This is a genomic window from Pseudomonas kermanshahensis (assembly GCF_014269205.2).
Taxonomy (GTDB): domain Bacteria; phylum Pseudomonadota; class Gammaproteobacteria; order Pseudomonadales; family Pseudomonadaceae; genus Aquipseudomonas; species Aquipseudomonas kermanshahensis.
This window is the reverse complement of the sequence record NZ_JABWRY020000001.1, coordinates 962585-988927: the sequence shown is the minus strand read 5'-3', so window position 1 is coordinate 988927 and position 26343 is coordinate 962585. Positions and strand designations below refer to the sequence as shown.

The window sequence follows — 26343 nt, the reverse complement described above, 5'->3', positions numbered from 1 at the left end:
GCGAAGAGGCCAGTGAGGAGTACCTATGTCCGAAAAATACCCCGAACCCGATCTCGACTACCTCAAACGCGTCCTGCTGGAGATGCTCGCCATCCCAAGCCCCACCGGCTTCACCGACACCATCGTGCGCTACGTGGCCGAACGCCTGGATGAGTTGGGCATCCCCTTCGAGCTGACCCGCCGTGGCACCATCCGCGCCACCCTCAAAGGCCGGCAAAGCTCACCCGACCGCGCCGTTTCGGCGCACCTGGACACCATCGGTGCCAGCGTGCGTCAGTTGCAGGACAACGGCCGCCTGGCGCTGGCGCCAGTGGGCTGCTGGTCGAGCCGCTTTGCCGAGGGCAGCCGGGTCAGTGTGTTCACCGACACCGGCGTGTTCCGCGGCAGCGTGTTGCCGCTGATGGCCAGCGGGCATGCGTTCAACACCGCCATCGACCAGATGCCTATCAGTTGGGACCACGTCGAAGTGCGCCTGGATGCCTACTGCGCGACCCGCGCCGATTGCGAAGCCCTGGGGGTCTCGATCGGCGATTTCGTCGCCTTCGACCCGTTGCCAGAGTTCACTGAAAGCGGCCACATCAGCGGCCGCCACCTGGACGACAAAGCGGGCGTAGCCGCATTGCTGGCGGCGCTCAAGGCAGTGGTGGAAAGTGGCCGACAGCCACTGATCGACTGCCACCCGCTGTTCACCATCACCGAAGAAACCGGCTCCGGCGCGGCAGGTGCCCTGCCCTGGGACGTCAGCGAATTCGTCGGTATCGACATTGCCCCGGTAGCGCCAGGCCAGGCCTCCAGCGAGCATGCGGTGAGCGTGGCCATGCAGGACTCTTCGGGGCCTTACGATTACCACCTGTCGCGTCACCTGCTGAAGCTGGCCGGCGACCACGATTTGCCGGTCAGGCGCGACCTGTTCCGTTACTACTTCAGCGATGCCCACTCGGCGGTGACGGCGGGGCATGACATCCGGACCGCGTTGGTGGCGTTTGGCTGCGATGCCACGCACGGTTACGAACGCACGCATATCGACAGCCTGGCGGCGCTGAGCCGGTTGCTGTCAGCGTACTTGTTGAGCCCGCCGGTGTTTGCCAGTGATTCGCAGCCGGCCAATGCCTCGCTCGAGCGCTTCAGCCATCAGTTGGAGCACGATGCGCAGATGGAGAGCGATACGCGGGTGCCGGCGGTGGATAGCCTGGTTGGGAATAAAGGCTGATAGTTGGGGCCGCTGTGCGGCCCCAAATGCGCGAACGTTTCGCGTAGCATGCCCACACTCAACCCCCAGAATCGCCCGCCATGCTAATCCCCTACGACCAACTGCAAGCCGACACCCTGACCCTGCTGATCGAGGACTTCGTCACCCGCGACGGCACCGACAACGGCGACGACACCCCCCTCGAAACGCGCGTATTGCGGGTGCGCCAGGCGTTGGCCAAGGGCCAGGCGTTCATCCTGTTCGACCCGGAAAGCCAGCAATGCCAGCTCCTGGCCAAACATGATGTGCCACGCGAGCTGCTCGACTGACGCCCTCACGCGCCACGCCCCTTGCGCACCTCCCCCTCCTTGATGCGCCTGTACACCTCGGCGCGGTGCACCGGCACCTCGCGGGGGGCACTTACCCCAAAACGCACCATCCCGTCCCGCGTCTCGACCACCATGATGCGGATGTCATCGCCAATGGTGATGACTTCGCCTACTTCGCGCCCTATTACCAGCATGATCCGATCCTCCAGCGTAAGGGAAAACCGGAGACTGCCTCGGGTACTTAAGGCTACTCAATAGTTCCAGGGCAATTCAGAAGCAACCTACATCCATGGGTAATTTCCCCTACAGACAGATCATCGCGCAGGCGCCTTGGCACGCATTTTCACCGCCATGTCCGCCATCTCGGCATACAGCCGCTCAGGTGCCTCGCGCTTGAGCTGCCACGCCTGGCGCCCGGCCTCGTGGGGCAAGATCAGGAACTCGCCGGCAGCCACTTGCCGGTGGATGTACTCGGCGATATCGACCGCGCTGATCGGCGAGCCCTCCAGCAGCTTGCCCACCTGTGCCTTCATGGCCGGGTTGGGGCCACGGAACGAATCCAGCAGGTTGGTCTGGAAGAACGACGGGCACACCACGTGCACCGCCACCTGCACTTGGCGCAATTCCACCAGCAGGCTTTCCGACAGGGCCAGCACACCGGCCTTGGCGACGTTGTAGTTGCTCATGCCCGGGCCCTGCATCAGCGCGGCCATCGAGGCGATGTTGATGATCCGCCCTTGGCTGCGCTCCAGCAGCGGGAGGAAGGCCTTGCAGCCCTTGACCACGCCCATGAGGTTGACCGCGATTTGCCAGTCCCAGTCCTCAAGCGACAACTCGGCGAAGAAGCCGCCCGAGGCGACGCCGGCGTTGTTGACGATCACATCGATGCCGCCAAAGCGCTCTTCGCAGGCCTGGGCCAACGCCGTGAGCTGGCTGTAGTCGCGCACATCACAGCGCTGGATAAACCCGTCGCCACCGGCTTGCTGGGCCAGTTCCAGCGTTTCGCGCAGGCCGGCCTCGTTGACATCGGCCAACGCCAGGCGCCAGCCCTCGCGTGCCCAGCGCAGGGCGATCTCGCGGCCGAGGCCGGACCCGGCGCCGGTGATCATGATGCGGTTATGCATGGTGGCAGGCCTTGTGCTGATGGGTTGTCAGGCGAGTCTAATCAAGGCATTGCCGTGAGGGAGGGTTCATCAGGGTAGTGAATGAAGGGGCATGACCAAGCGGTCAGTACCGAACAAATGGAATCTTTAGCCAAGCGCACCGGTCCGATTTAACAAGAGGCCAGCAGTCCGAGGCCCTTGACCCCTAACCACGCAAGGACTCCGCCATGACCACGATCCTCATCATCATCCTGATCCTGCTGCTGATTGGTGGCTTACCCGTCTTCCCACACTCGCGCAGCTGGGGCTATGGCCCTTCCGGCATTATCGGCGTGGTGTTGGTGATTCTGCTGGTGCTGTTGCTGCTAGGCATGATCTAGCCGGCCAAGCATGAAAAAACCGCGATACGGGCATCACCCGTATCGCGGTTTTTTTTAGGCCTCAGCGGTCAGTGCGAAACCGCACCGGAAGCGCCCAGGCCGGTTTGCGAACGTACGAACTGCGGGAAGAACAGTGCACGTTCGTTCTCAGCCGCCTTGGACTTGTCGGTGACCGAGAAGAACCAGATACCGACGAAGGCAATCAGCATCGAGAACAGCGCCGGGTACTCGTACGGGTAGATCGCCTTCTCGTGGCCGAGGATCTGTACCCAGATGGTTGGGCCAAGGATCATCAGGCCCACTGCACTCACCAGGCCCAGCCAGCCGCCGATCATGGCGCCGCGGGTGGTCAGTTTCTTCCAGTACATCGAAAGCAGCAGTACCGGGAAGTTGCAGCTGGCAGCAATCGAGAACGCCAGGCCCACCATGAAGGCGATGTTCTGCTTCTCGAACAGGATGCCCAGGCCGATCGCCAGCACGCCGAGGGCGATGGTGGTGATCTTCGACACGCGGATCTCGTCCTTGTCGTTGGCCTTGCCCTTGCGCCATACGCTGGCGTACAGGTCGTGGGACACCGCCGAGGCACCGGCCAGGGTCAGGCCAGCAACCACCGCCAGGATGGTGGCGAAGGCCACCGCCGAGATGAAGCCCAGGAACACGCTGCCACCCACGGCATTGGCCAGGTGCACCGCAGCCATGTTGTTACCGCCCAGCAAGGCGCCTGCGGCGTCCTTGAAGTCCGGGTTGGTGCTGACCAGCAGGATCGCGCCGAAGCCGATGATGAAGGTGAGGATGTAGAAGTAGCCGATGAAGCCGGTGGCGTAGAGCACGCTCTTGCGCGCTTCCTTGGCGTCACTGACGGTGAAGAAGCGCATCAGGATGTGCGGCAGGCCAGCGGTACCGAACATCAGCGCCAGGCCCAGGGAGAACGCCGAGATCGGGTCCTTGACCAGGCCGCCAGGGCTCATGATCGCCTCGCCTTTGGCGTGCACCTTGATGGCTTCGGAGAACAGGGTGTTGAAGTCGAAGTTGACGTGTTTCATCACCATCAGTGCCATGAAGCTGGCACCGGACAGCAGCAGCACGGCCTTGATGATCTGTACCCAGGTGGTGGCCAGCATGCCGCCGAACAGTACGTACAGGCACATCAGGATACCGACCAGGATCACCGCCACGTGGTAGTCGAGGCCAAACAGCAGCTCGATCAACTTACCGGCGCCGACCATCTGCGCGATCAGGTAGAACGCCACCACCACCAGCGAACCGGAGGCCGACAGCGTACGGATTTCTTTCTGCCCAAGGCGGTACGAGGCCACGTCGGCGAAGGTGTACTTGCCCAGGTTGCGCAGGCGTTCGGCGATCAGGAAGAGGATGATCGGCCAGCCGACCAAAAAGCCGATGGAGTAGATCAGGCCGTCGTAACCCGAGGTGAACACCAGGGCGGAAATCCCCAGGAACGAGGCCGCCGACATGTAGTCACCGGCAATTGCCAAGCCGTTCTGGAAGCCCGTGATCTTGCCGCCGGCTGCGTAGTAGTCCGCCGCCGATTTGTTGCGTTTGGAGGCCCAGTAGGTGATCCCGAGGGTGAAGGCGACGAAGGCCACGAACATGGCGATCGCCGACACGTTCAGCGGCTGTTTCTGCACCTCGCCGGTCAGGGCATCGGCGGCCCACACGGCGGGTGCGAAAACGCCGCAGGCCAGAACGGCCAGGGCTTTGGCGTGGCGAATCATTGCTGCGCCTCCTTCAGGATGGCCTTGTTCAGCTCATCGAACTCACCGTTGGCACGGCGCACGTAGATGGCGGTCAGGACAAATGCCGAAACGATCAGGCCGACGCCCAGGGGGATGCCCCAGGTAATCGACGACTCTGGGCTGAGCTTGGCGCCCAGTACATGAGGACCGTAGGCGATTAGGAGGATGAAGGCGCAATAGAGACCGAGCATGATCGCCGAGAGAATCCAGGCGAACCGTTCGCGTTTTGTAACCAGCTCCTTGAAGCGCGGGCTGTTTTGTATCGAGAGGTAAATGCTGTCGTTCATTGTTTTTGTCCTAGCAGCACAGATAGGGGATGAAACCCACACCCTCACTTTATGCTGCCGTTGGACGCCAACCAGACGACCTTAGTCTTAGATGCAACAGTGTTTTACCGATTAAGTAACAAAGCGGGGCCGCTTTGCGGCCCTTTCGCGACACAAGGCCGCTCCTACAGGGAATCGCGTAATACCTGTAGGAGCGGCCTTGTGTCGCGAAAAGGCTGCGCAGCAGCCCCGCTTTAGAACGAATAAATCAGTTACTTACCGGTCCACTCTTTGACCCGGTCCGGGTGTTTGGCCACCCAGTCCTTGGCCGCCGCTTCAGGCTTGGCGCCTTCTTGGATCGCCAGCATCACTTCGCCGATCTCGTCCTTGGACTGCCAGCTGAACTTCTTGAGGAACTCCGCCACTTCCGGCGCCTTGGTCGCCAGTTCCTTGCTGCCGATGCTGTTGACGGTTTCGGCAGCGCCATACACGCCTTTCGGGTCTTCGAGGAACTTGAGCTTCCACTTGGCGAACATCCAGTGCGGCACCCAACCGGTCACGGCAATCGACTGCTGCTTGGCATAGGCACGGCCCAGTTCGGCGGTCATCGCAGCGCCGGAACTGGCCTGCAGTTTGTAACCTGTCAGGTCATAGTCTTTGATGGCCTGGTCGGTCTTGAGCATGACCCCGGAGCCGGCGTCGATGCCGACGATCTTCTGCTTGAAGCTGCTGTCGGTCTTGAGGTCGGCGATGCTTACCGCCTTCACGTATTCAGGGACGATCAGGCCGATTTTCGCATCCTTGAAGTTGGCACCGTAGTCGACCACGTTGTCTTTGTTCTTGGTCCAGTACTCGCCGTGGGTCACGGGTAACCAGGCCGACAACATCGCATCGAGCTTGCCGGTCGCCACGCCCTGCCACATGATGCCCGTGGCCACGGCCTGCAACTTCACGTCGTAGCCGAGCTTCTGCTTGATCACTTCGGCGGCCACGTTGGTGGTCGCCACGCTGTCGGCCCAACCATCCACGTAACCAATGCTTACTTCTTTGGCCATTGCCTGTGCAGCGCTCATGGCCATTACCAGGGCGGTGCCCACACCCAGGAAACGTCGCATCTTGTTCAAAGTTGCCATCAAAGCATCCCCTCGTCAGGTCTCGGAGATTGCATCATCTTCCTGCAACAACTTGTGACCTGCTCCCTGTACGACATGTAACCACTCATATACGACAGCACTGTGCCATTAGCGCCATGGGCTCACGCCAGTCTGCGCGATCCTTGCATGCCAAAGGTTTGGCGCCGGGCTACTATCTACCCTTTTGCGCCTGACGATGGACCGCCCGATGCCCAGCCCCACCCGCCTGCACCTGCCGTTGTACCTGCTAGCCTGCCTGCTTGCCCTGATCGGGCTGGCAACGCTCTGGTACGGGCTCGGCAAGCCAGTGCACCTGCCCGATGCGGCCAGCCCCACGCACAAACTGCAGTGCGCTTCTTACACCCCCTTCGACAAGGACCAGTCGCCGTTCGACCAGCCGTTTCGTCTGCGCCCGGCGCGCATGGATGCCGACCTGGCCTTGCTGGCGGAGCGTTTTCAGTGCATCCGCACCTATTCGATGACCGGCCTTGAGGCGATTCCGCAGCTGGCACGCAAACATGGCCTGAAGGTGATGCTCGGTGCCTGGGTCAACGCCAACCCGGTGGACACCGAAAAGGAAGTGGACCTGCTGATCGCCGCCGCCAACGCCAACCCCGATGTCGTCAGCGCGGTGATCGTCGGCAACGAGGCGCTGCTGCGCAAGGAAGTCACCGGCACACGCCTTGCCGAGCTGATCGCCAAGGTCAAGCGCCAGGTCAAGGTGCCGGTCACCTATGCCGACGTCTGGGAATTCTGGCTACAGCACCCTCAGGTGGCCCCGGAGGTGGACTTTTTGACCATCCACCTGCTGCCTTACTGGGAGGATGACCCGCGCGGCATCGACGATGCCTTGGCCCATGTCGCCGATGTGCGCCGTGAGTTCGGGACGCGCTTTGCGCCAAAGGACATTCTGATCGGCGAGACCGGCTGGCCCAGCGAAGGCCGCCAACGGGAAACCGCCGTGCCCAGCCGGGCCAACGAGGCGCGCTTTATCCGTGGCTTTGTGGCGATGGCCGAAAGCAATGGCTGGCGGTACAACCTGATCGAGGCCTTCGACCAGCCGTGGAAGCGCGCCAGCGAAGGCGCCGTGGGCGGTTACTGGGGGCTTTACGACGCCGACCGGCAGGACAAAGGCGTGCTCGAAGGGCCCGTCAGCAACCTGCACTACTGGCCGCAGTGGCTGCTGGCCAGCGCGGTGTTGATGCTGGTCATGCTGTTGGTGGCCGGGCAGCCCGCTACCCCCATGGCGGCCCTGCTGTTGCCGTTGCTGGCCGCGTTTGGCGCGGGTTGCCTGGGGCTGTGGGGCGAGCTGATGCGCAGCCACGCACGCTTTGCTGGGGAGTGGCTGTGGGCCGGGCTGCTGGCGGCGCTCAACCTGCTGGTGCTGGCCCACGCCGCCCTGGCCTTGGCCCGCCGCGAGGGCTGGCGTGAGCGTGTTTATGCCTGGCTTGAGGCCCGTGCTGGCTGGCTGTTGCTTGCAGCGGGCTTTGCGGCGGCAGTGAGCATGCTGGCGCTGGTGTTCGACCCGCGTTATCGCAGTTTCCCTACAGCTGCACTGGCGTTGCCGGCAGTGGTTTACCTGGTGCGGCCAGTGCTGGCGCGGCGGGCCGAGGTGGCATTGCTGGCGTTTATCGTGGGGGCGGGGGTGGCGCCGCAGTTGTTTCTGGAAGGGCTAGAGAATCAGCAGGCCTGGGGCTGGGCGGTGGTGAGCGTTTTGATGGCCGCGGCGTTGTGGCGGAGCTTGAGGCTGCGTGCGGGTTGATATTGCCGGGACCGCTGCGCGGCCCATCGCCGGCAAGCCAGCTCCTACAGGTCTGCGCTGTACCTGTAGGAGCTGGCTTGCCGGCGATGGGCTGCAAAGCAGCCCCTATCACCCGCGACGCGCTTGCCGCACCAGCCGCAACCCCGCCAGCACCACGGCAAACACCGCAATACTGGCGGTATACAGCACCAGCGCCGGTATCGCGAACACCAACGCCAAACCTGCCAGCCACCACCCAACCCGACCCGCAACCACCTGCGCCACCAGCGCCAGGCCAAGCCCACTCCAGGCGATGACCTGAAAATGAATACCCAGCCCCAGCAGCGAGCGCACCTGGCACTGCCAGAACGCCTCGGGCGCCGCACACAGCCCCACCCACTGCGCGTCTTCCATCAACCCATAACGCACGCCATAGCTGGCGGCCAGCCACGCAGGCAGAAATAACAGCAAGGCAATGACCGGCAGCGAACGAGACATCCAGTTCTCCAATAGCGGAAATCGAAATCGTGCATGATCGCCCAAGGCCGGTTGTAAGGCAAAATCACCTTCCTGCAGCTATGTTGCAGATAACAAGCACACCAAAGACCACCGCACTTGGCAACTTTGCCCATACTGCCGTGGTCCTAGCCTGCACACCGCAACACCTTGTATTTCTTTTTGGGGGTTACATGCATCGATCTTTGCGCCTCGCTGCCCTGCTCGGCGGCCTGCTCATGGCTGTGGCCGCTTCGGCGCGGGATATCGACGCCGCGAGCTATGGCTACCCCTTGACCAACCCGTTCGAGGCGACCATCGCCACCACGCCGCCGGAGCAACGCCCAACCTTGCCCAGCGATGAGGACATCGACCAGGACGACTACAGCCTCAACCTGCGACCCGAGCGTGAGTTCACCCTGCCCGACAACTTCTGGTCGGTAAAAAAGCTCAAGTACCGCCTGGCCCGTCAGGACCACAAGGCGCCGCTGATCTTCCTGATCGCTGGCACCGGTGCCCCTTATTCCAGCAGCATCAACGAATACCTGAAAAAGCTGTACTACCAAGCCGGCTACCACGTGGTGCAACTGTCCTCGCCCACCAGCTACGACTTCATGAGTGCGGCCTCGCGCTTCGCCACCCCGGGTATCAGCCAGGAAGACGCTGAAGACATGTACCGGGTAATGCAGGCCGTGCGCGCCCAGCACCCGCGCTTGCCGATCAGCGAGTTCTACCTCACCGGCTACAGCCTCGGGGCGCTGGACGCGGCGTTCGTCAGCCACCTGGACGAGACCCGGCGCAGCTTCAACTTCAAGCGTGTGCTGCTGCTCAACCCGCCGGTCAACCTGTACACCTCGATCAACAACCTCGACAAACTGGTGCAAACCCAGGTCAAAGGCATCGACCGCAGCACCACGTTCTACGAGCTGATGCTCACCAAGTTGACCCGTTACTTCCAGGACAAGGGCTATATCGACCTCAACGAAGCCCTGCTGTACGACTTCCAGCAGTCGCGCCAGCACTTGTCCAACGAGCAGATGGCCATGCTGATCGGCACCTCGTTCCGCTTCTCGGCAGCCGATATCGCCTTTACCTCCGACCTGATCAACCGCCGCGGCCTTATCATTCCGCCGAAGTTCCCGATCACCGAGGGCAGCAGCCTCACGCCGTTCTTCAAGCGTGCCCTGCAGTGCGACTTCGACTGCTACATGACCGAGCAGGTGATCCCGATGTGGCGCGCCCGCACCGATGGCAACAGCATCCTGCAGCTGGTTAACCAGGTCAGCCTGTATGCGCTGGAAGACTACCTGCGCGACAGCCCGAAAATTGCCGTGATGCACAACGCCGACGACGTCATCCTCGGCCCAGGCGATATCGGCTTCTTGCGCAAGGTGTTCGGTGACCGCCTGACCCTTTACCCCCATGGCGGCCATTGCGGCAACCTCAACTACCGCGTCAACAGCGACGCCATGCTGGAGTTCTTCCGTGGTTAACAAACTCCTCTTCGCCACTGCCCTGCTCGTCGCTGGCAACGCCCTGGCCGCGGAGGTCGCACCGCGCGCCAGCGTGGTCGAGGCCGACCCGCAGGTTACCGCCGCACCGCTGCCACCGGAGGCCGATGGTTTCATCGACCCGTTGCGGGCATTGAAATTCAACCCAGGCCTGGACCAGCGCGAGTTCGAACGCTCCACCCTGGAGGCGCTGAACGTCTACGACCCACTGGAATCAATCAACCGGCGCATATACCACTTCAACTACCGCCTCGACCAATGGGTGCTGCTGCCCGTGGTGAGCGGCTATCAGTATGTAACACCGCGTTTCGTGCGCACCGGGGTGAGCAACTTCTTCAACAACCTCGGCGATGTGCCGAACCTGTTCAACAGCGTGTTGCAACTGAAAGCCAAGCGCTCGGCGGAAATCACCGCACGGTTGATGTTCAACACGCTGATCGGGGTCGGTGGGCTGTGGGACCCGGCGACCAAGATGGGCCTGCCGCGCCAGAGTGAAGACTTCGGCCAGACCCTGGGCTTTTATGGTGTGCCGGACGGGCCGTACCTGATGCTGCCGGTGCTGGGCCCCTCGAACCTGCGCGATACCACCGGGCTGGTGGTGGACTATGCGGGCGAGCAGGCGGTCAACTTCCTCAATGTGCCGGAAACCAGTACCGATCACCCGGAAATCTTTGCCCTGCAAGTGGTGGACAAGCGCTATACCACCAAATTCCGCTATGGCCAGCTCAACTCGCCGTTCGAGTATGAGAAGGTTCGGTATGTGTATACCCAGGCGCGCAAGCTGCAGATTGCTGAGTAAATAGCTACTGGCCTCTTCGCGGGCAAGCCCGCTCCTACAGGTACCCCACTGCGCTCAGGCCAGTGATACCCCTGTGGGAGCGGGCTTGCCCGCGAAGAGGCCAGTACTGCTTGCATCAAATTCCCAGAAACTGCTCCAGCTCCCGCCGCTTGACCAAAGCATCCCTGCGCCCCAGCTCGATCAGCTCACTGCAATAACTCGCCTCGAACAGCAAGTAACTCAACACCCCCGCCCCACTGGTTCGCGTCGCCCCCGGCCCACGCAAGAACAGCCGCAACGCCGCCGGCAATTCACGCCGGTGCCGCGCAGCGATTTCGTCCAGCGGCTGGCTGGGCGCTACCACCAATACTTCCACCGGCGCCAGCCCCAGGCGCCGTGCATCCAGGTGGGCAGGCAGCAAGTGGCTAAGGTGATTGAGCCGCTGCAGCAGTTCGATGTCGTCTTCCAGGCTGTCGATGAAGGTGCTGTTGAGCATGTGCCCACCAATCTGCGCCAGGCTCGGCTGCTGGCCACTGAACACTCGCTGGGTGGGCCGCGGCGGCGATGGCCGCTGAGGGTTGCCGCTGACCCCGACCACCAGCACCCGGCTGGCCCCCAGGTGCAACGCCGGGCTGATCGGTGCCGACTGGCGCACCGCGCCGTCACCGTAGTACTCGTCGCCCAGCCTGACCGGCGCGAACAACAGCGGGATCGCCGCACTGGCCAGCAAGTGGTCGAGGGTCAACGGCGTGGGTACGCCGATGCGGCGGTGGCGCAACCACGCCTCGATGGTGCCGCGGCCCTGGTAGAAGGTCACCGCCTGCCCCGACTCGTAGCCGAATGCGGTCACCGCCACGGCGCGCAGTTGTTCGGTGGCCAGGGCGTGGTCGATGCCGTCCAGGTCCAGGTGCGCTTGCAGCAGGCCGCGCAAAGGGCTGCTGTCGAGCAGCGCCACCGGTGCATGGCCACCCAGGCCCAGCAGGCTGTGGCTGACGAAGCGGCTGGCCTGGCGGATTACCCCCGGCCAGTCGCTGCGCAGCACCAGGTGGCTGCGAAAGTTTTGCCAGAAAGCGGTGAGGTTGCGCACGGTTTCGGTGAAGCGGGTGGCACCGCTGGCGAGGGTGACCGCATTGATAGCGCCAGCCGACGTGCCGACAATGACCGGGAAGGGGTTGGGCGCGCCCGGGGGCAGCAGTTCAGCGATACCGGCCAATACGCCGACCTGATAAGCGGCACGGGCGCCGCCGCCAGAGAGGATCAGACCGGTTACTGGGGCGGGTGCCATTTATTGCTCCCTGGGTTATCGGCTGTCAGGCCCGGCCTCTTCGCGGGGCAAGCCCGCTCCGTACTCCACTGGCTTCTGGCACTTTAGAGGTCCTGTGGGAGCGGGCTTGCCCCGCGAAGAGGCCAGCACTGGCATTACAAAAATCAGCGTTTCTTCTTGTCATACAGCCTAGGCGCACCCTCGGGCCGCGACTTGAAGCGCCGGTGCGCCCACAGGTACTGCTCGGGGCACTCACGCAACACACCCTCGATCCACTGGTTGATGCGCAGGCAGTCCGCTTCTTCACTCTCCCCGGGGAAGTCCGCCAGCGGCGGATGGATCACCAAACGATAGCCGCTGCCATCTTCCAGGCGTTTCTGGGTAAAGGGGATGACCTGCGCCTTGCCCAGGCGGGCGAACTTGGTGGTGGCGGTCACGGTCGCCGCCGGGATGCCGAACAACGGCACGAACAGGCTCTGCTTGGCGCCGTAATCCTGGTCGGGCGCATACCAGATTGCCCGGCCCGAACGCAGCAGCTTGAGCATGCCGCGTACGTCTTCACGCTCCACCGCCAGCGAGTCGAGGTTGTGCCGCTCACGGCCGCTGCGCTGGATGAAGTCGAACAGCGGGTTGCCGTGCTCGCGGTACATACCATCGATGGTGTGCTGCTGGCCCAGCAGCGCGGCGCCGATTTCCAGGGTGGTGAAGTGCACGGCCATCAGAATCGCGCCCTGCCCTGCCTGCTGGGCAGCCTGCAGGTGCTCGAGGCCTTCGATATGTGCCAGGCGTGCCAACCTGGCCTTGGGCCACCACCAGCTCATGGCCATTTCGAAGAAGGCGATGCCGGTGGAGGCGAAGTTGGCCTTCAACAAACGCTGCCGTTCGTCGTCGGACATTTCAGGGAAACACAGTTCAAGGTTGCGCGCGGCGATGCGTCGACGCTCGCCGGCAACCCGGTACATCACTGCGCCCAGGGCAGTGCCGACCCACAGCAAGGCCCGGTAAGGCAGCTGGACGATCAGCCACAGCAGGCCCAGGCCCAGCCACAGGCCCCAGAATCTGGGGTGAAGGAAATAGGGGCGAAAACGCGGGCGTTCCATTGAAGCTTCCGGAAAGACAAAGGCCGCGCATTCTACAACGGATCAGCGCATGTTGCGGGCAACGGGTGTTCTCGTTATAAGTCAGGGCACTTTTTTCGCAACAAGCCGTCTATGCAGACCATGAGCCTAAACCAGACCCCCGACACCGCCTCCGTGTTCCAGCTCAAGGGCAGCATGCTCGCCATCACTGTGCTGGAACTGGCGCGCAATGACCTTGAAGCCCTCGACCGCCAATTGGCGGCCAAAGTCGCGCAGGCACCCAACTTTTTCAGCAACACGCCGTTGGTGCTGGCGCTGGACAAGCTGCCGGCCAGCGAAGGCGCCATCGACCTGCCCGGCTTGATGCGTATCTGCCGCCACCATGGCCTGCGTACCCTGGCGATCCGCGCCAACCGCATCGAGGACATCGCCGCGGCGATCGCCATCGACCTGCCGGTGCTGCCGCCGTCCGGCGCGCGCGAACGGCCGCTGGAACCCGAGCCCGAGGTGAAAAAGCCCGAGCCGGCGCCTGCGCCTGCAGCCGAACCGGAAATCCGCCCGACCCGCATCATCACCTCGCCGGTGCGTGGCGGCCAGCAGATCTACGCCCAAGGCGGCGACCTGGTGGTGACCGCGTCGGTCAGCCCAGGTGCGGAACTTCTGGCCGATGGCAACATCCATGTGTACGGCGCCATGCGCGGCCGCGCCCTGGCGGGCATCAAAGGCAACACCAAAGCACGCATTTTCTGCCAGCAGATGACGGCGGAAATGGTCTCGATCGCAGGCCAGTACAAGGTCTGCGAAGACCTGCGCCGCGACCCGCTGTGGGGCTTCGGCGTGCAAGTCAGCCTGTCTGGTGACGTGTTGAACATCACCCGTCTTTAACGGATACTTGCCGTCATTTTTAGAGCAACTTTTTTACCTGTTGCCGTTTTTTGCATATTGCTGGGACACCTGTCCCGACTTATTTAGGGGTGAAACACCTTGGCCAAGATTCTCGTCGTTACTTCCGGCAAGGGGGGTGTGGGCAAGACCACCACCAGCGCCGCCATCGGCACCGGCCTCGCACTGCGCGGCCACAAGACAGTCATCGTCGACTTCGACGTGGGCCTGCGTAACCTCGACCTGATCATGGGCTGCGAGCGCCGCGTGGTGTACGACTTCGTCAACGTGGTCAACGGCGAAGCCAACCTGCAGCAAGCCTTGATCAAGGACAAGCGCCTCGAGAATCTGTACGTCCTGGCCGCCAGCCAGACCCGTGACAAGGACGCGCTGACCCAGGAAGGCGTCGAGAAAGTGCTGATGGAACTCAAGAATGACTTCGAGTACGTCATCTGCGACTCCCCGGCCGGTATCGAAAAAGGCGCGCACCTGGCGATGTACTTCGCCGACGAAGCCATCGTCGTGACCAACCCTGAGGTTTCCTCGGTACGTGACTCGGACCGCATGCTGGGCATCCTGTCGAGCAAGTCGCGCCGCTCCGAGAACGGCGAAGAGCCGATCAAGGAACACCTGCTGATCACCCGCTACCACCCTGAGCGCGTCGAGAAAGGCGAGATGCTGAGCATCGACGACGTTACCGACATCCTCGCGATCAAGCTCAAGGGCGTGATCCCTGAGTCCCAGGCAGTGCTCAAGGCTTCCAACCAGGGCATCCCGGTCATCCTCGACGACCAGAGCGATGCCGGCCAGGCCTATAGCGATACCGTCGACCGTCTGCTGGGCAAAGAAAAGCCCCTGCGGTTCATCGAAGTGCCGAAGCAAGGATTCTTCGCGCGCCTGTTTGGAGGCAAGTAAACCATGAACCTTTTTGACTTCTTTCGTGGCAGACAGAAACAGACCAGCGCGTCGGTGGCGAAAGAGCGTCTACAGATCATCGTGGCGCATGAGCGCGGCCAGCGCAGCGAACCGGACTACCTGCCGGCACTGCAGAAAGAACTGCTCGAAGTGATCCGCAAGTATGTGAACATCGGCAACGATGATGTGCACATCGAGCTGGAAAACCAGGGCAGCTGCTCGATTCTGGAGCTGAACATTACCTTGCCTGATCGCTGATTCAGCGTTCTGGCGTGATCATTGGGGCTGCGTTGCAGCCCATCGCCGGCAAGCCAGCTCCTACAGGGTCCGCGCTGTACCTGTAGGAGCTGGCTAGCCGGCGATGGGCCGCAACGCGGCCCCAATGGTTTTCCCCGATTTAACCGAGACCACGCAATGCCGCTGTCAAACGTCCAGATCCTCCACGAAGACGCCGCCATCCTGGTGGTCAACAAGCCAACCCTGCTGCTGTCAGTGCCCGGCCGTGCCGATGACAACAAGGACTGCTTGATCACCCGCCTGCAGGAAAACGGCTACCCCGATGCGCTGATCGTGCACCGTCTGGACTGGGAAACCTCCGGCATCATCCTGCTGGCCCGCGATGCCGACAGCCACCGCGAGCTGTCGCGCCAGTTCCACGACCGCGAGACCGAAAAGGCCTATACCGCCCTGTGCTGGGGCCAGCCGGCGCTGGACAGCGGCAGCATCGACCTGCCCCTGCGCTACGACCCGCCGACCAAGCCACGGCATGTGGTGGACCATGAGCAAGGCAAGCATGCCCTGACTTTCTGGCGCGTCCTGGAGCGTTGCGGCGACCACTGCCGGGTCGAGTTGACGCCGATTACCGGGCGCTCGCACCAGCTGCGCGTGCACATGCTATCAATCGGCCACCCGCTGCTGGGTGACCGCTTGTATGCCAACCCTGAAGCCTTGGCGGCCTATGACCGGCTGTGCCTGCATGCGGCAATGCTCAGCTTCACTCACCCGGTCAGCGGGGAGCGGTTGAAGTTCGAGTGCCCGGCACCGTTCTGATGACGCTAGGGCTTAGCGGGCCCTTTCGCGGGGCAAGCCCGCTCCCACAGGGTTTGCGAGGTATCTGTGGGCGCGGGCTTGCCCCGCGAAGAGGCCGACACAATTTGTGATCTATCTGCGTTAAACTCGCGCCACTGCTGTCTGGAGTGAGTTATGCGCGAAGCACTGAACACTGGCCTGATCGATTTCCTCAAGGCCTCCCCCACGCCCTTCCATGCCACCGCCAGCCTGGCCCAGCGCCTCGAGGCCGCCGGCTACCAGCGCCTGGACGAGCGCGACAGCTGGTCAACGGTGCCGGGTGGTCGGTATTACGTCACCCGCAACGACTCCTCGATCATCGCTATCAAACTGGGCAAGCAAGCGCCCCTGCTTGGCGGTATCCGCATGGTCGGTGCCCACACCGACAGCCCGTGCCTGCGCGTCAAGCCGCAACCCGAACTGCAGCGCCAAGGCTTCCTGCAGCTGGGCGTCGAGGTTTACGGCGGTGCGCTGCTGGCGCCCTGGTTCGACCGCGACCTGTCCCTGGCCGGCCGAGTCACCTTCCGCCGTGACGGCAAGGTCGAAAGCCAGCTGATCGACTTCAAGCTGCCCATCGCGGTGATCCCCAACCTGGCGATCCACCTCAACCGCACCGCCAACGAAGGCTGGCAGATCAACCCGCAGAACGAACTGCCGCCCATCCTGGCCCAGGTCGCCGGCGACGAGCGCATCGACTTCCGCGCGCTGCTCACCGAACAGCTGGCCCGTGAGCACGAGCTCAACGCCGACGTGGTGCTGGACTACGAGCTGAGCTTCTACGACACCCAGGATGCCGCGCTGATCGGCATCAACCGCGACTTCATCGCCGGTGCCCGCCTGGACAACCTGCTGTCGTGCTATGCCGGCCTGCAAGCGCTGCTGGCTGCCGACAGCGACGAAACCTGCGTGCTGGTGTGCAACGACCACGAAGAAGTCGGCTCGTGCTCGGCCTGTGGCGCCGACGGCCCCATGCTCGAGCAGACCTTGCAACGCCTGCTGCCCGAGGGTGACAGCTATGTGCGGACCATTCAGCGCTCGCTGATGGTGTCGGCTGACAACGCCCATGGCGTGCACCCCAACTATGCCGACAAGCACGACGGCAACCACGGGCCCAAGCTCAACGCCGGGCCGGTGATCAAGGTCAACAACAACCAGCGCTACGCCACCAACAGCGAAACCGCCGGGTTCTTCCGCCACCTGTGCATGGCCGAAGAAGTACCGGTGCAGAGCTTCGTGGTGCGCAGCGACATGGGTTGCGGCTCGACCATCGGCCCAATCACCGCCAGCAACCTGGGTGTGCGCACGGTCGATATCGGCTTGCCAACCTTTGCCATGCACTCGATCCGCGAGTTGTGCGGCAGCCATGACCTGGCGCACCTGGTGAAAGTGCTGACGGCGTTCTACCGCAGCCGCGACCTGCCGTAAGTCCGCACTGGCCTCATCGCCGGCAAGCCGGCTCCCACACGAACAGCACAAGCCTCAAGAACTGTGGCGTACCTGTGGGAGCCGGCTTGCCGGCGATGGGCCCGCACAGGCACTACTAGTGCCACGGATCAACCCGCTTCGCCTGCTACCCGCTATGCTTGTTACATGGCCCCACTGCAAAAGGATTGCTGTCCATGTCCCCCTTTCTGTCCCTGTTCGTGCCGGTGTTTCTGTTCCTGCTGCTGCTGACCATCGGCTTCAGCCTGCGCGAGCGCAACATCGGTGTGCTGATGATGTGGATCGGCACACTGGGCATCTTCGGCCTTACTTGCTGGAAGATCCTGGAGAAACTGCCCACATAAACCTCTACACTCGGTCCATCGTTTGACCTGAGGTAGATTTCCCGGTGCCTGCCCTTCTGCGTTGCCTGTCCCTGCTGCTGTTATTGTTCATCACCCCGGTTCATGCCGCGGGCCTGCCGAGCCTGCTCGGCTCCAGCGCGCCTGCGCAGCCTGAGGCCACCGAGCCACTGGGCAAGTCGCTGGACGAGGTGATCAAGAACCTCGAAAACGACCAGCAACGCGCCAAGTTGCTGGCCGACCTGAAAAAACTGCGCGACGCCACCAAGCAATCACAACCCACCGTCGAACAGGGCGTGCTAGGCCTGATCGGTGGTGCTTTGCATGACTTCGAACAGCAGTTCAGCGGCGATGCCAGCCCCTTCCACCGCTGGGCGGCAGAAATCGAGCAAGCCCAGGCAGAACTGACCGAACTGGTGGTCCCGGTGCACCAATGGCCGGCGATCCTGTTCGGCTTTGCCGCGATCATCGCGGTCTGGAGCCTGCTGGCATACGCCTTCAACTGGATTGGCCACCGGGTACGGCTACGCTTCGGCCTCACCGAAGAGCTGCCCCAGCACCCGCGCACCTGGGACCTGGTGCGCTTTGCCTTGCGCAAGCTCGGGCCCTGGCTAGTGGCCTTGGTGTTCACCGTGTACCTGAGCTTCGCCCTGCCCTCGTCGCTGGGCAAGTCGATGGCCATGGTGCTGGCGTATGCGTTGGTGGTCGGCACCTGCTTCTCGGCCATCTGCGTGATCGCCTTCTCGCTGCTCGACGGCCCACACCGCCACCGCGCCCTGCATATCCTGCGGCACCAGGCCTTCCGCCCGCTGTGGCTGATCGGCAGCTTTGCCGCCTTCGGTGAGGCCATGAGCGACCCTCGACTGACCGTCGCCCTCGGCACCCACCTGGCCCATGCCCTGGCCACCTTGGCCAACGTCATCGCGGCGATCTGCACCGGGCTGTTCATCCTGCGGTTCCGCCGCCCGATCGCCCACCTGATCCGCAACCAACCCTTGGACCGACGCCTGACCCGGCGCACCCTGAGCGACACGATCGAGATCCTCGGCAGCTTCTGGTTCGCGCCCGCGTTGATTCTGGTGGGTATTTCGCTGTTCGCGACCTTCGTCTCGGCCGGCGACACCAGTACCGCCCTGCGCCAGTCGTTGATGTGCACAGTGCTGGTGGTGGTGTGCATGGTGCTCAACGGCCTGGTGCGCCGCCACGCGGCCAACCCCAAACGCGCCAACAAGCGCCAAGCGGTGTACACCGAGCGCTTGCGCAACTTCGCCTATGCCCTGGTGCACCTGTTCATCTGGCTGCTGTTCATTGAGCTGGGGCTGCGCGTGTGGGGCTTGTCGATGATCACCTTCGCCGAAGGCGACGGCCACGAGGTGAGCCTGCGCCTGCTGGGCCTGGCCGGCACGCTGATCGCCGCCTGGCTGGTGTGGATCCTGGCCGACACGGCCGTGCACCACGCCTTGGTGCGCTCGCGCCGCGGGCTGGCCAACGCCCGCGCGCAAACCATGATGCCGCTGATCCGCAACGTCATGTTCGTGGCCATCTTCATCATCGCGGTGATCGTTGCCCTGGCCAACATGGGCATGAACGTCACCCCGCTGCTGGCCGGTGCCGGTGTGATCGGCCTGGCCATCGGTTTTGGCGCCCAGTCCCTGGTAGCTGACCTGATCACCGGGCTGTTCATCATCATCGAGGATTCGCTGGCCATCGACGACTACGTGGATGTCGGTGGGCACCTGGGGACGGTCGAGGGCCTGACCATCCGCACCGTGCGCCTGCGCGACATCGACGGCATCGTGCACACCATCCCGTTCAGCGAGATCAAGAGCATCAAGAACTACTCGCGGGAGTTCGGTTACGCGATTTTCCGCGTGGCGATCCCGCACAGCATGAACATCGACCAGGCCATCACACTGATCCGCGAAGTGGGGCAGAAACTGCGTAACGACCCGTTGATGCGCCGTAATATCTGGTCGCCGCTGGAACTGCAGGGCGTAGAGAGCTTCGAGTCGGGCTCGGCGATTTTGCGGGCGCGCTTCAAGACCGCGCCGATCAAGCAATGGGAAGTGTCGCGGGCGTTCAACCTGGCGTTGAAGCGCCAGCTGGATGAAGCAGGGCTGGACCTGGCGACGCCGCGGTTGTCGGTGCAGGTGGTGACGGCGGGCGGGGGCGGTATGAGCGAAACCAGTTCCTCCAGTTAGGGCCTCTTCGCGGGCTTGCCCGCGAAGAAGCCACCCCATTACCCCGCCTGGGCGCGGATGCGGATTGCATCATGCCGCCAATATTCCAGGTCACAGTCGATCAGGTGCCCCTGCTGGTCACTGTTGACCCGGGTGATGTGTAGCCCCGGGCTGCCGACCGACACCTTCAACGCGGCCGCTGCCTCGATCGGCAACGCCGTCGGCAGAATCTCGAAGCACACCTGCCCATAGCCGATGCCGTAGACCCGCCCATAAATCTCGGTCAGCGACTGCGCCAGATCCTGTTCGAGAATGCCCGGGAAATACCGCGGGTTCAGGTAGTGCTCGGCATACAGCACCGCCCGCCCATCGATACGCCGCAGCCGGCAGATTCGCACCACACTGGACAACGCCGGCAGTTGCAGCCGCGCGCAGACAACGGCAGAAGCCGGCTGCAGCCGAGCCGACAACAGCTCGGTACTCGGCACCCGCCCCTGGTCACGCACCATCGCATGAAAGTGACTACGCTCGATCAGGTCATAGGTCAGCCGCTGGGGCGCGACGAACCAGCCGCGCCGCTCTTCCCGGTAGATCAGCCCCTGGGCCTCCAGCTGTGCCAAGGCCTCGCGCAGGGTAATGCGCGTGGTATCGAACACCTCGCTGAGCTTGCGCTCGGCCGGCAGCTTGCCACCCGGCGCCAGCAGGCCGTGTTCGATCTGCTCCTGCAGGGCGTGGCAGATGGCTGTTACCGCACGCGGGGGCATCGGTTGCATCAAAGGTTACCTATCTGGACTAGGCCAGCCCCATGACGGGGCAATTGGAGAGTAGTGCAAGCCTAGGCAGGGCTGATGAACATCCTGTGACAAAGGCACCACACGGGCTTTGCCAGTTTCGGGCCAAGCCCGCTAAATCAGGGCCTGCGATCTGGTCTACGCTGTATTTTCAGGCAGCCGGAACCCCCGGTTGAAGCCTCCCCCTACATCAAACTGTCACGCAAGCGGCCTACCTTGGCTCAAGGTTTGCTGACCTAGACCAAAGGTCGCTGACAACTGCCTCATTCACGACAACGATCGCAACAGGCACCCACCCAAGGAGCTTCGGATGAAAAAGTTCTTCATGGCGTCACTGCTCGGTTCGGCCATCGCCCTGTGTACCACGGCCATGGCCGCCGGCACCGACCTCAAGGCCCTGGAAGACGCCGCCCGCAAGGAAGGCACCGTCAACAGCGTGGGCATGCCCGATGCCTGGGCCAACTGGAAAGGCACCTGGGAGGACCTGGCCAATAAATATGGCCTCAAGCACAGCGACACCGACATGAGTTCGGCCCAGGAAATCGCCAAGTTCGAGGCCGAGAAAGACAACGCCAGTGCCGACATCGGCGACGTCGGCGCCGCCTTTGGCCCGATTGCCGTGACCAAGGGCGTGAGCCAACCGTACAAGCCGAGCACCTGGGACCAGGTACCCGCATGGGCCAAGGACAAGGACGGGCACTGGGCGCTGGCCTATACCGGCACCATCGCCTTCATCATCAACAAGGACCTGGTGAAAGAAGAAGAACGCCCGAAAACCTGGCATGACCTGGAGAAAGGCAAGTACAAGGTTGCCATCGGCGATGTCGGCACCGCGGCCCAGGCCGCCAACGGTGTACTGGCCGCAGCCATCGCCTATAAAGGCAGCGAAAGCAACATCGAGCCAGGCCTGCAACTGTTCACCAAGCTGGCCCAGCAGAAGCGCCTGTCGCTCGCCAACCCCACCATCCAGACCCTGGAAAAAGGTGAAGTGGAAGTGGGTGTGGTGTGGGACTTCAACGGCCTGAGCTACCGCGAGCAGATCGACCCCAAGCGCTTCGAAGTGCTGATCCCCTCGGACGGTTCGGTGATCTCGGGCTATACCACCATCATCAACAAGTACGCCAAGCACCCGAACGCAGCCAAGCTGGCGCGTGAGTACATCTTCAGCGATGCCGGGCAGACTAACCTTGCCATCGGTCACGCCCGGCCGATCCGCGCCGAGCACCTGAAGCTGCCGGCCGATGTGCAGGCCAAGCTGCTGCCCAATGAGCAATATGGTGCTGCCCAGCCGATCAAGGATGCCGCTGCTTGGGAAGCGACCTCGAAGGCACTGCCGCAGAAGTGGCAGGAGCAAGTGATCATCAACATGGAATAACGGCCTGGATTTTCTAGTGCCTGATCCGGCCTCTTCGCGGGGCAAGCCCGCTCCCACAGGTACAGCACAGGTGCCGTTGCTGTGCTGTACCTGTGGGAGCGGGCTTGCCCCGCGAATGGGACGACGCGGTAATGACTGATACCCCAGCGGAGCCACCATGCAACACAACGTCATCCTGGTCCTGCTCGACGGCCTCAACCACCAGGTTGCCCACCATGCCATGGGCCACCTGCACGCCTACGTCGAGGCCGATCGCGCCGCCCTGTACCGCGTGGAATGCGAGCTACCGTCGCTGTCACGCCCGCTGTACGAATGCATCCTCACCGGCGTCACGCCGATCGACAGCGGCATCGTGCACAACAATGTCAACCGCCTGTCCAACCAGCGCAGCGTGTTCCACTACGCCCGCGAAGCGGGGCTGGGTACTGCGGCGGCGGCCTATCACTGGATGAGCGAGCTGTACAACCGCTCGCCGTTCGATGCGCAGCGCGACCGCCACACCCATGCGCCGAAGCTGCCGATCCAGCACGGCCTGTTCTACTGGGACGACCGCTACCCCGATTCACACCTGCTGGCCGACGCCGAATACCTGCGCCGCCGGCATGCGCCGAACTTCCTGCTGGTGCACCCGATGAGCATCGACGACGTCGGCCACCGCCATGGCCTGGACAGCAGCCAGTACCGCAACGCGGCACGCAGCGCCGACATCCTTTTGGCCGACTACCTGCCGCGCTGGCTCGAAGAGGGCTATCAGGTGCTGGTCACCGCCGACCACGGCATGAACAACGACCGCTCGCACAATGGCCTGCTGGCCGAGGAACGCGAGGTCCCGCTGTTTGTCTTTGGTGATGGCTTCAGCCTCGACCCTGCTGCCAAGCCGCTGCAAACCGAGTTGTGCGGCACCATCTGCGAGCTGCTTGGCGTGGCCCACGACAAGACCGTGTGCCGGGAGCTGCTCAAGTGAATGCCAGCCATCGCGGCCGTTACCTTGCCCTGCTCTGCCTGCTGCCATTCGCCGTGTTCTTCATCATCTTCCAGATCGCCCCGCTGGCCTGGGTGGCGATCAACAGCGTGCAGTCCGAGGCGGGCTGGGGGTTGGAAAACTTCAGCAAGGTGTTCGCCTCGAAGTTCTACCTGCAGGCCTTGCAACGCAGCCTGGAGATCAGCTTCTGGTCGAGCCTGTTCGGTATCGTCATCGCTACCCTCGGGGCGTACTCGCTGCGCCAGGTGGATTCGCGGCTGCGCGACTTCGTCAGTGCCTTCGCCAACATGACCAGCAACTTCGCCGGCGTGCCACTGGCCTTCGCCTTCATCATCCTGCTGGGTTTCAACGGCGCACTGACCCTGCTGCTTAAACAGATCGGCCTGCTGGAAGACTTCAGCATCTACTCCAAAAGCGGGCTGATCCTGGTGTACACCTACTTCCAAATCCCCTTGGGCGTGCTGTTGCTGTACCCGGCGTTCGATGCCTTGCGTGAAGACTGGCGTGAGTCGGCCGCCCTGCTCGGCGCCAACCACTGGCAGTTCTGGCGCCATATCGGCCTGCCGGTGCTGACCCCGGCGTTGCTCGGCACCTTCGTCATTCTCTTGGCCAATGCCCTGGGCGCCTATGCCACGGTGTATGCGTTGACCACCGGCAACTTCAACGTGCTGCCGATCCGCATCGCTGGCCTGGTGGCCGGTGACATCAGCCTCGACCCTAACCTTGCGAGTGCCCTGGCCATGGTGCTGGTGGGGCTGATGACGCTGGTCACGGTGGTCCATCAATGGCTGCTGAAAAGGAGCTACCATGCGCGCTGAAACCAACGCCAGCAGCCTCTACCACCGCCTGGTGGTGTACCTGCTGTTCCTGATTTTGCTGCTGCCGCTGGCCGGCACCCTGCTCTACTCCGTGGCCACCAGCTGGTCGGCCAGCCTGCTGCCCAGCGGCCTGACCCTGAAGTGGTACGTGGCGCTGTGGAGCGAGCCGCGCTTTCTGGCGGCGTTCGGCCAGTCGCTGCTGGTGTGCGTGGGCGCACTGATACTGTCGGTGGTGCTGATCCTGCCGCTGCTGTTCGTGGTGCACTACCACTTCCCCAAGCTCGACGCACTGATGAACATCCTCATCCTGCTGCCGTTCGCGGTGCCGCCGGTGGTGTCCGCCGTAGGGTTGCTGCAGCTGTATGGCAGCGGGCCCATGGCCATGGTCGGCACCCCGTGGATTCTGATCGGCTGCTATTTCACCATCGCCCTCCCGTTCATGTACCGGGCAATCACCAACAACCTGCAGGCGATCAACCTGCGCGACCTGATGGACGCCGCCCAACTGCTCGGGGCCAGCACCTGGCAAGCGGCGTTTCTGGTGGTGCTGCCGAACCTGCGCAAAGGCCTGATGGTGGCCCTGCTGCTGTCGTTCTCGTTCCTGTTCGGCGAGTTCGTGTTCGCCAACCTGCTGGTCGGCACCCGCTACGAGACGCTGCAGGTTTACCTGAACAACATGCGCAACAGCAGCGGCCACTTCAACAGCGCGCTGGTGATCTCCTACTTCGCCTTCGTGCTGGTACTCACCTGGGTCGCCAACCGCCTGAACAAGGACAAGACCTGACATGAGCTTCGTCAGCGTACAGCAACTGCACAAACGCTATGCCGGCACACCGGTTTTCGAAAACATTGACTGCCAGATCGAACGCGGCGAGTTCGTCACCCTGCTCGGCCCTTCCGGCTGCGGCAAGTCCACCCTGCTGCGCTGCATCGCCGGGCTAACCCCGGTGGACGGGGGGCGCATCCTGCTCGATGGCCAGGACATCGTGCCACTGAGCCCGCAGAAGCGAGGCATCGGCATGGTGTTCCAGAGCTACGCGCTGTTCCCCAACATGACCGTGGAACAGAACGTTGCCTTTGGCCTGCGCATGCAAAAGGTCAAGGCCGACGAGAGCCAGGCGCGGGTGCGTGAGGTGCTCGACCTGGTGGAGCTGGGCAGCTTCGCCGGGCGCTATCCGCACCAGCTGTCGGGTGGCCAGTGCCAGCGCGTGGCCCTGGCCCGTTCACTGGTGACCCGCCCGCGCCTGCTGCTGCTCGACGAGCCGCTGTCGGCGCTGGATGCGCGCATTCGCAAGCACCTGCGCGAGCAGATCCGCGCGATCCAGCGTGAACTGGGGCTGACCACCATCTTCGTCACCCACGACCAGGAAGAGGCCCTGACGATGTCAGACCGCATCTTCCTGATGAACCAGGGCCGCATCGTCCAGAGCGGCGATGCCGAAACCCTCTACACCGCCCCCGTGGACCTGTTTGCTGCGGGCTTCATCGGCAACTACAACCTGCTCGACCCGGAAAGCGCCAGCCGCCTGCTGCAACGCCCGGTGGCCAGCCGCCTGGCCATTCGCCCCGAATCCATCACCCTGGGCCTGAATGGCGAGCTGGACGGTGAAGTGCGCAGCCACAGCCTGCTGGGCAACGTCATCCGTTACCGGGTGCGGGTGCGTGAGGTGGAGCTGGTAGTCGACGTGCTCAACCGCTCGTCTGCCGACCTGCATCCGGACGGCCAGCGGGTATCCTTGTCGATCGACCCCACGGCGCTGCGGGAAGTGGCTTAAGGAGATTCAACACAATGGCACTGGCAATTTTCGATCTGGACGAAACCCTGATCCACGGCGACTGCGCGTCACTGTGGAGCGAGCAGATGGCCCGGCTGGGCTGGGTCGACGGCAAGGACTTCCTGCGTCGCGACCATGAATTGATGGAGGCCTATGGCAAGGGCCACCTGGCGATGGAGGACTACATGGCCTTTAGCCTGGAGCCGATTGCCGGGCGCACCCTGGAAGAGGTCGAGCACCTGGTGGAGCCGTGGGTGGAGGACGTTATCGAGCCGATCATTTTCGGCGACGCCTGCCGCTGCATCGCTGAGCATCGCAAGCGTGGCGACCGTATCCTGATCATTTCCGCTTCGGGTACGCACTTGGTTGGGCCGATTGCGGCGCGGTTGGGCGTGGACGAGTACCTGGCGATCGAGCTGGAGGCGGTGAATGGGGTGTACACCGGCAAGACCCATGGGGTGCTGACCTACCGTGAAGGCAAGATCACCCGGTTGCTGGAGTGGCTGGATCAGGAGCAGGAGAATCTGGAAGGGGCGAGTTTCTATTCCGATTCGCGGAACGATCTGCCGTTGTTGTTGAAGGTGGACCATCCGTTTGTGGTGAACCCAGATGCCGTGTTGCGCGAGCATGCCGAGATCAATGGCTGGCCGATTCTGACTTGGCGCTGATCATACTGGCCTCTTCGCGGTACGAGCCCGCTCCCACAGGAATATCACAGGCTCAGGATCAGTGATTTACCTGTAGGAGCGGG

The 26343-nt window shown here is 63.1% G+C and carries 28 protein-coding genes; 19 read left to right on the top strand and 9 right to left on the bottom strand.

All coding sequences use genetic code 11. The annotated features are described in order from the left end of the window. The first annotated feature begins 25 nt into the window (after positions 1-25). The gene (locus HU764_RS04585; protein ID WP_085272792.1) at positions 26-1210 is read left to right on the top strand and encodes an osmoprotectant NAGGN system M42 family peptidase; all 1185 of its coding nucleotides are present in this window, start codon (positions 26-28) and stop codon (positions 1208-1210) included. A gap of 80 nt (positions 1211-1290) precedes the next feature. Beyond that, a complete protein-coding gene (locus HU764_RS04580) occupies positions 1291-1518 on the top strand; it encodes a YheU family protein (RefSeq protein WP_027595929.1) in 228 nt (75 codons plus the stop codon). A gap of 5 nt (positions 1519-1523) precedes the next feature. Here the strand turns inward: HU764_RS04580 and csrA are convergent, their stop codons facing one another. Together csrA and HU764_RS04570 are read right to left on the bottom strand one after the other, a co-directional pair. Continuing rightward, a complete protein-coding gene (gene csrA, locus HU764_RS04575) occupies positions 1524-1712 on the bottom strand; it encodes a carbon storage regulator CsrA (protein WP_186682270.1) in 189 nt (62 codons plus the stop codon). Positions 1713-1832: 120 nt separating this feature from the next. Then, positions 1833-2642 (bottom strand): SDR family oxidoreductase, encoded by an 810-nt coding sequence (locus HU764_RS04570; protein ID WP_186702994.1) that lies wholly within the window; start codon positions 2640-2642, stop codon positions 1833-1835. Positions 2643-2848: 206 nt separating this feature from the next. On the opposite strand from HU764_RS04570, the gene HU764_RS04565 reads away from it, so the two are divergent. Further along, complete coding sequence (locus tag HU764_RS04565; protein ID WP_003252624.1) at positions 2849-3001, top strand: DUF3309 family protein; 153 nt, start codon at positions 2849-2851, stop codon at positions 2999-3001. Positions 3002-3069: 68 nt separating this feature from the next. Here HU764_RS04565 and HU764_RS04560 read toward each other — a convergent pair whose 3' ends face one another. The 3 genes from HU764_RS04560 to HU764_RS04550 all read right to left on the bottom strand — a co-directional run bounded on the left by HU764_RS04560 (position 3070) and on the right by HU764_RS04550 (position 6154). Continuing rightward, positions 3070-4734 carry a cation acetate symporter gene (locus tag HU764_RS04560; RefSeq protein ID WP_027595926.1) on the bottom strand — a complete coding sequence of 555 codons (1665 nt, stop codon included), beginning with the start codon at positions 4732-4734 and terminating at the stop codon, positions 3070-3072. After that, positions 4731-5042, bottom strand: coding sequence for a DUF485 domain-containing protein (locus HU764_RS04555; protein WP_027595925.1), 312 nt, complete (start codon positions 5040-5042; stop codon positions 4731-4733). Before HU764_RS04555 ends, HU764_RS04560 begins: the two co-directional genes overlap by 4 nt. A 251-nt stretch (positions 5043-5293) precedes the next feature. After that, complete coding sequence (locus tag HU764_RS04550) at positions 5294-6154, bottom strand: glycine betaine ABC transporter substrate-binding protein (protein WP_099428543.1); 861 nt, start codon at positions 6152-6154, stop codon at positions 5294-5296. Positions 6155-6350: 196 nt separating this feature from the next. On the opposite strand from HU764_RS04550, the gene HU764_RS04545 reads away from it, so the two are divergent. Further along, the gene (locus HU764_RS04545) at positions 6351-7916 is read left to right on the top strand and encodes a glycoside hydrolase family 17 protein (RefSeq protein WP_186702993.1); all 1566 of its coding nucleotides are present in this window, start codon (positions 6351-6353) and stop codon (positions 7914-7916) included. Between the two features lie 108 nt (positions 7917-8024). Here HU764_RS04545 and HU764_RS04540 read toward each other — a convergent pair whose 3' ends face one another. Beyond that, positions 8025-8393 (bottom strand): hypothetical protein, encoded by a 369-nt coding sequence (locus HU764_RS04540; RefSeq protein WP_186702992.1) that lies wholly within the window; start codon positions 8391-8393, stop codon positions 8025-8027. 191 nt (positions 8394-8584) lie between these two features. Here HU764_RS04540 and HU764_RS04535 point away from each other — a divergent pair, with 191 nt between their 5' ends. Further along, a complete protein-coding gene (locus HU764_RS04535) occupies positions 8585-9883 on the top strand; it encodes a serine/threonine protein kinase (RefSeq protein WP_099453207.1) in 1299 nt (432 codons plus the stop codon). Between the two features lie 73 nt (positions 9884-9956). After that, complete coding sequence (locus HU764_RS04530) at positions 9957-10700, top strand: MlaA family lipoprotein (protein WP_374707410.1); 744 nt, start codon at positions 9957-9959, stop codon at positions 10698-10700. A gap of 115 nt (positions 10701-10815) precedes the next feature. Here HU764_RS04530 and HU764_RS04525 read toward each other — a convergent pair whose 3' ends face one another. Beyond that, a complete protein-coding gene (locus HU764_RS04525; RefSeq protein ID WP_186682262.1) occupies positions 10816-11964 on the bottom strand; it encodes a patatin-like phospholipase family protein in 1149 nt (382 codons plus the stop codon). 143 nt (positions 11965-12107) lie between these two features. After that, the gene (locus tag HU764_RS04520; RefSeq protein WP_027595918.1) at positions 12108-13043 is read right to left on the bottom strand and encodes a lipid A biosynthesis lauroyl acyltransferase; all 936 of its coding nucleotides are present in this window, start codon (positions 13041-13043) and stop codon (positions 12108-12110) included. A 111-nt stretch (positions 13044-13154) separates the two neighbouring features. Between HU764_RS04520 and minC the strand changes: the two genes are divergently transcribed. The 7 genes from minC to HU764_RS04485 all read left to right on the top strand — a co-directional run bounded on the left by minC (position 13155) and on the right by HU764_RS04485 (position 19872). Beyond that, positions 13155-13907, top strand: a complete 753-nt coding sequence (gene minC, locus HU764_RS04515) for a septum site-determining protein MinC (RefSeq protein ID WP_027595917.1) — start codon at positions 13155-13157, stop codon at positions 13905-13907. 99 nt (positions 13908-14006) lie between these two features. Beyond that, positions 14007-14819, top strand: coding sequence for a septum site-determining protein MinD (gene minD, locus HU764_RS04510; RefSeq protein ID WP_027595916.1), 813 nt, complete (start codon positions 14007-14009; stop codon positions 14817-14819). 3 nt (positions 14820-14822) lie between these two features. After that, complete coding sequence (gene minE, locus HU764_RS04505) at positions 14823-15077, top strand: cell division topological specificity factor MinE (protein ID WP_003252572.1); 255 nt, start codon at positions 14823-14825, stop codon at positions 15075-15077. Positions 15078-15233: 156 nt separating this feature from the next. Next, complete coding sequence (locus HU764_RS04500) at positions 15234-15869, top strand: RluA family pseudouridine synthase (RefSeq protein ID WP_027595915.1); 636 nt, start codon at positions 15234-15236, stop codon at positions 15867-15869. A 153-nt stretch (positions 15870-16022) separates the two neighbouring features. After that, complete coding sequence (locus HU764_RS04495) at positions 16023-17312, top strand: M18 family aminopeptidase (protein ID WP_027595914.1); 1290 nt, start codon at positions 16023-16025, stop codon at positions 17310-17312. A 194-nt stretch (positions 17313-17506) separates the two neighbouring features. Next, positions 17507-17674 (top strand): hypothetical protein, encoded by a 168-nt coding sequence (locus HU764_RS04490; protein ID WP_167334464.1) that lies wholly within the window; start codon positions 17507-17509, stop codon positions 17672-17674. Between the two features lie 44 nt (positions 17675-17718). Beyond that, complete coding sequence (locus HU764_RS04485) at positions 17719-19872, top strand: mechanosensitive ion channel domain-containing protein (protein WP_186683353.1); 2154 nt, start codon at positions 17719-17721, stop codon at positions 19870-19872. Positions 19873-19910: 38 nt separating this feature from the next. On the opposite strand, the gene HU764_RS04480 is transcribed toward HU764_RS04485, so the two are convergent. Continuing rightward, on the bottom strand, positions 19911-20624 hold the full coding sequence (locus tag HU764_RS04480; protein WP_099428539.1) for a UTRA domain-containing protein: 714 nt from the start codon (positions 20622-20624) through the stop codon (positions 19911-19913). Between the two features lie 328 nt (positions 20625-20952). Between HU764_RS04480 and HU764_RS04475 the strand changes: the two genes are divergently transcribed. The 6 genes from HU764_RS04475 (at position 20953) to HU764_RS04450 (ending at position 26260) form a co-directional block, all read left to right on the top strand. Continuing rightward, positions 20953-22017 (top strand): ABC transporter substrate-binding protein, encoded by a 1065-nt coding sequence (locus HU764_RS04475; protein ID WP_186683351.1) that lies wholly within the window; start codon positions 20953-20955, stop codon positions 22015-22017. A gap of 157 nt (positions 22018-22174) precedes the next feature. Then, positions 22175-22981, top strand: a complete 807-nt coding sequence (locus HU764_RS04470) for an alkaline phosphatase family protein (protein WP_027595910.1) — start codon at positions 22175-22177, stop codon at positions 22979-22981. Further along, entirely contained in the window at positions 22978-23817 is an 840-nt protein-coding gene (locus HU764_RS04465; RefSeq protein WP_027595909.1) for an ABC transporter permease, read from the top strand. Before HU764_RS04470 ends, HU764_RS04465 begins: the two co-directional genes overlap by 4 nt. Then, entirely contained in the window at positions 23807-24601 is a 795-nt protein-coding gene (locus HU764_RS04460; protein WP_027595908.1) for an ABC transporter permease, read from the top strand. The genes HU764_RS04465 and HU764_RS04460 overlap by 11 nt, the downstream gene beginning before the upstream one ends. Before the next feature lies 1 nt (position 24602). Next, positions 24603-25592 (top strand): ABC transporter ATP-binding protein, encoded by a 990-nt coding sequence (locus tag HU764_RS04455; RefSeq protein WP_027595907.1) that lies wholly within the window; start codon positions 24603-24605, stop codon positions 25590-25592. 14 nt (positions 25593-25606) lie between these two features. Next, on the top strand, positions 25607-26260 hold the full coding sequence (locus tag HU764_RS04450; RefSeq protein WP_186683349.1) for an HAD family hydrolase: 654 nt from the start codon (positions 25607-25609) through the stop codon (positions 26258-26260). Positions 26261-26343 lie beyond the last annotated feature (83 nt).

Coding starts and splice junctions, on each gene's coding strand:
- HU764_RS04585 (WP_085272792.1), top strand. CDS start 26: ATGTCCGAAAAATACCCCGAACCCGATCTCGACTACCTCAAACGCGTC.
- HU764_RS04580 (WP_027595929.1), top strand. CDS start 1,291: ATGCTAATCCCCTACGACCAACTGCAAGCCGACACCCTGACCCTGCTG.
- csrA (WP_186682270.1), bottom strand. CDS start 1,712: ATGCTGGTAATAGGGCGCGAAGTAGGCGAAGTCATCACCATTGGCGAT.
- HU764_RS04570 (WP_186702994.1), bottom strand. CDS start 2,642: ATGCATAACCGCATCATGATCACCGGCGCCGGGTCCGGCCTCGGCCGC.
- HU764_RS04565 (WP_003252624.1), top strand. CDS start 2,849: ATGACCACGATCCTCATCATCATCCTGATCCTGCTGCTGATTGGTGGC.
- HU764_RS04560 (WP_027595926.1), bottom strand. CDS start 4,734: ATGATTCGCCACGCCAAAGCCCTGGCCGTTCTGGCCTGCGGCGTTTTC.
- HU764_RS04555 (WP_027595925.1), bottom strand. CDS start 5,042: ATGAACGACAGCATTTACCTCTCGATACAAAACAGCCCGCGCTTCAAG.
- HU764_RS04550 (WP_099428543.1), bottom strand. CDS start 6,154: ATGGCAACTTTGAACAAGATGCGACGTTTCCTGGGTGTGGGCACCGCC.
- HU764_RS04545 (WP_186702993.1), top strand. CDS start 6,351: ATGGACCGCCCGATGCCCAGCCCCACCCGCCTGCACCTGCCGTTGTAC.
- HU764_RS04540 (WP_186702992.1), bottom strand. CDS start 8,393: ATGTCTCGTTCGCTGCCGGTCATTGCCTTGCTGTTATTTCTGCCTGCG.
- HU764_RS04535 (WP_099453207.1), top strand. CDS start 8,585: ATGCATCGATCTTTGCGCCTCGCTGCCCTGCTCGGCGGCCTGCTCATG.
- HU764_RS04525 (WP_186682262.1), bottom strand. CDS start 11,964: ATGGCACCCGCCCCAGTAACCGGTCTGATCCTCTCTGGCGGCGGCGCC.
- HU764_RS04520 (WP_027595918.1), bottom strand. CDS start 13,043: ATGGAACGCCCGCGTTTTCGCCCCTATTTCCTTCACCCCAGATTCTGG.
- minC (WP_027595917.1), top strand. CDS start 13,155: ATGCAGACCATGAGCCTAAACCAGACCCCCGACACCGCCTCCGTGTTC.
- minE (WP_003252572.1), top strand. CDS start 14,823: ATGAACCTTTTTGACTTCTTTCGTGGCAGACAGAAACAGACCAGCGCG.
- HU764_RS04500 (WP_027595915.1), top strand. CDS start 15,234: ATGCCGCTGTCAAACGTCCAGATCCTCCACGAAGACGCCGCCATCCTG.
- HU764_RS04495 (WP_027595914.1), top strand. CDS start 16,023: ATGCGCGAAGCACTGAACACTGGCCTGATCGATTTCCTCAAGGCCTCC.
- HU764_RS04490 (WP_167334464.1), top strand. CDS start 17,507: ATGTCCCCCTTTCTGTCCCTGTTCGTGCCGGTGTTTCTGTTCCTGCTG.
- HU764_RS04480 (WP_099428539.1), bottom strand. CDS start 20,624: ATGCAACCGATGCCCCCGCGTGCGGTAACAGCCATCTGCCACGCCCTG.
- HU764_RS04475 (WP_186683351.1), top strand. CDS start 20,953: ATGAAAAAGTTCTTCATGGCGTCACTGCTCGGTTCGGCCATCGCCCTG.
- HU764_RS04470 (WP_027595910.1), top strand. CDS start 22,175: ATGCAACACAACGTCATCCTGGTCCTGCTCGACGGCCTCAACCACCAG.
- HU764_RS04460 (WP_027595908.1), top strand. CDS start 23,807: ATGCGCGCTGAAACCAACGCCAGCAGCCTCTACCACCGCCTGGTGGTG.
- HU764_RS04455 (WP_027595907.1), top strand. CDS start 24,603: ATGAGCTTCGTCAGCGTACAGCAACTGCACAAACGCTATGCCGGCACA.
- HU764_RS04450 (WP_186683349.1), top strand. CDS start 25,607: ATGGCACTGGCAATTTTCGATCTGGACGAAACCCTGATCCACGGCGAC.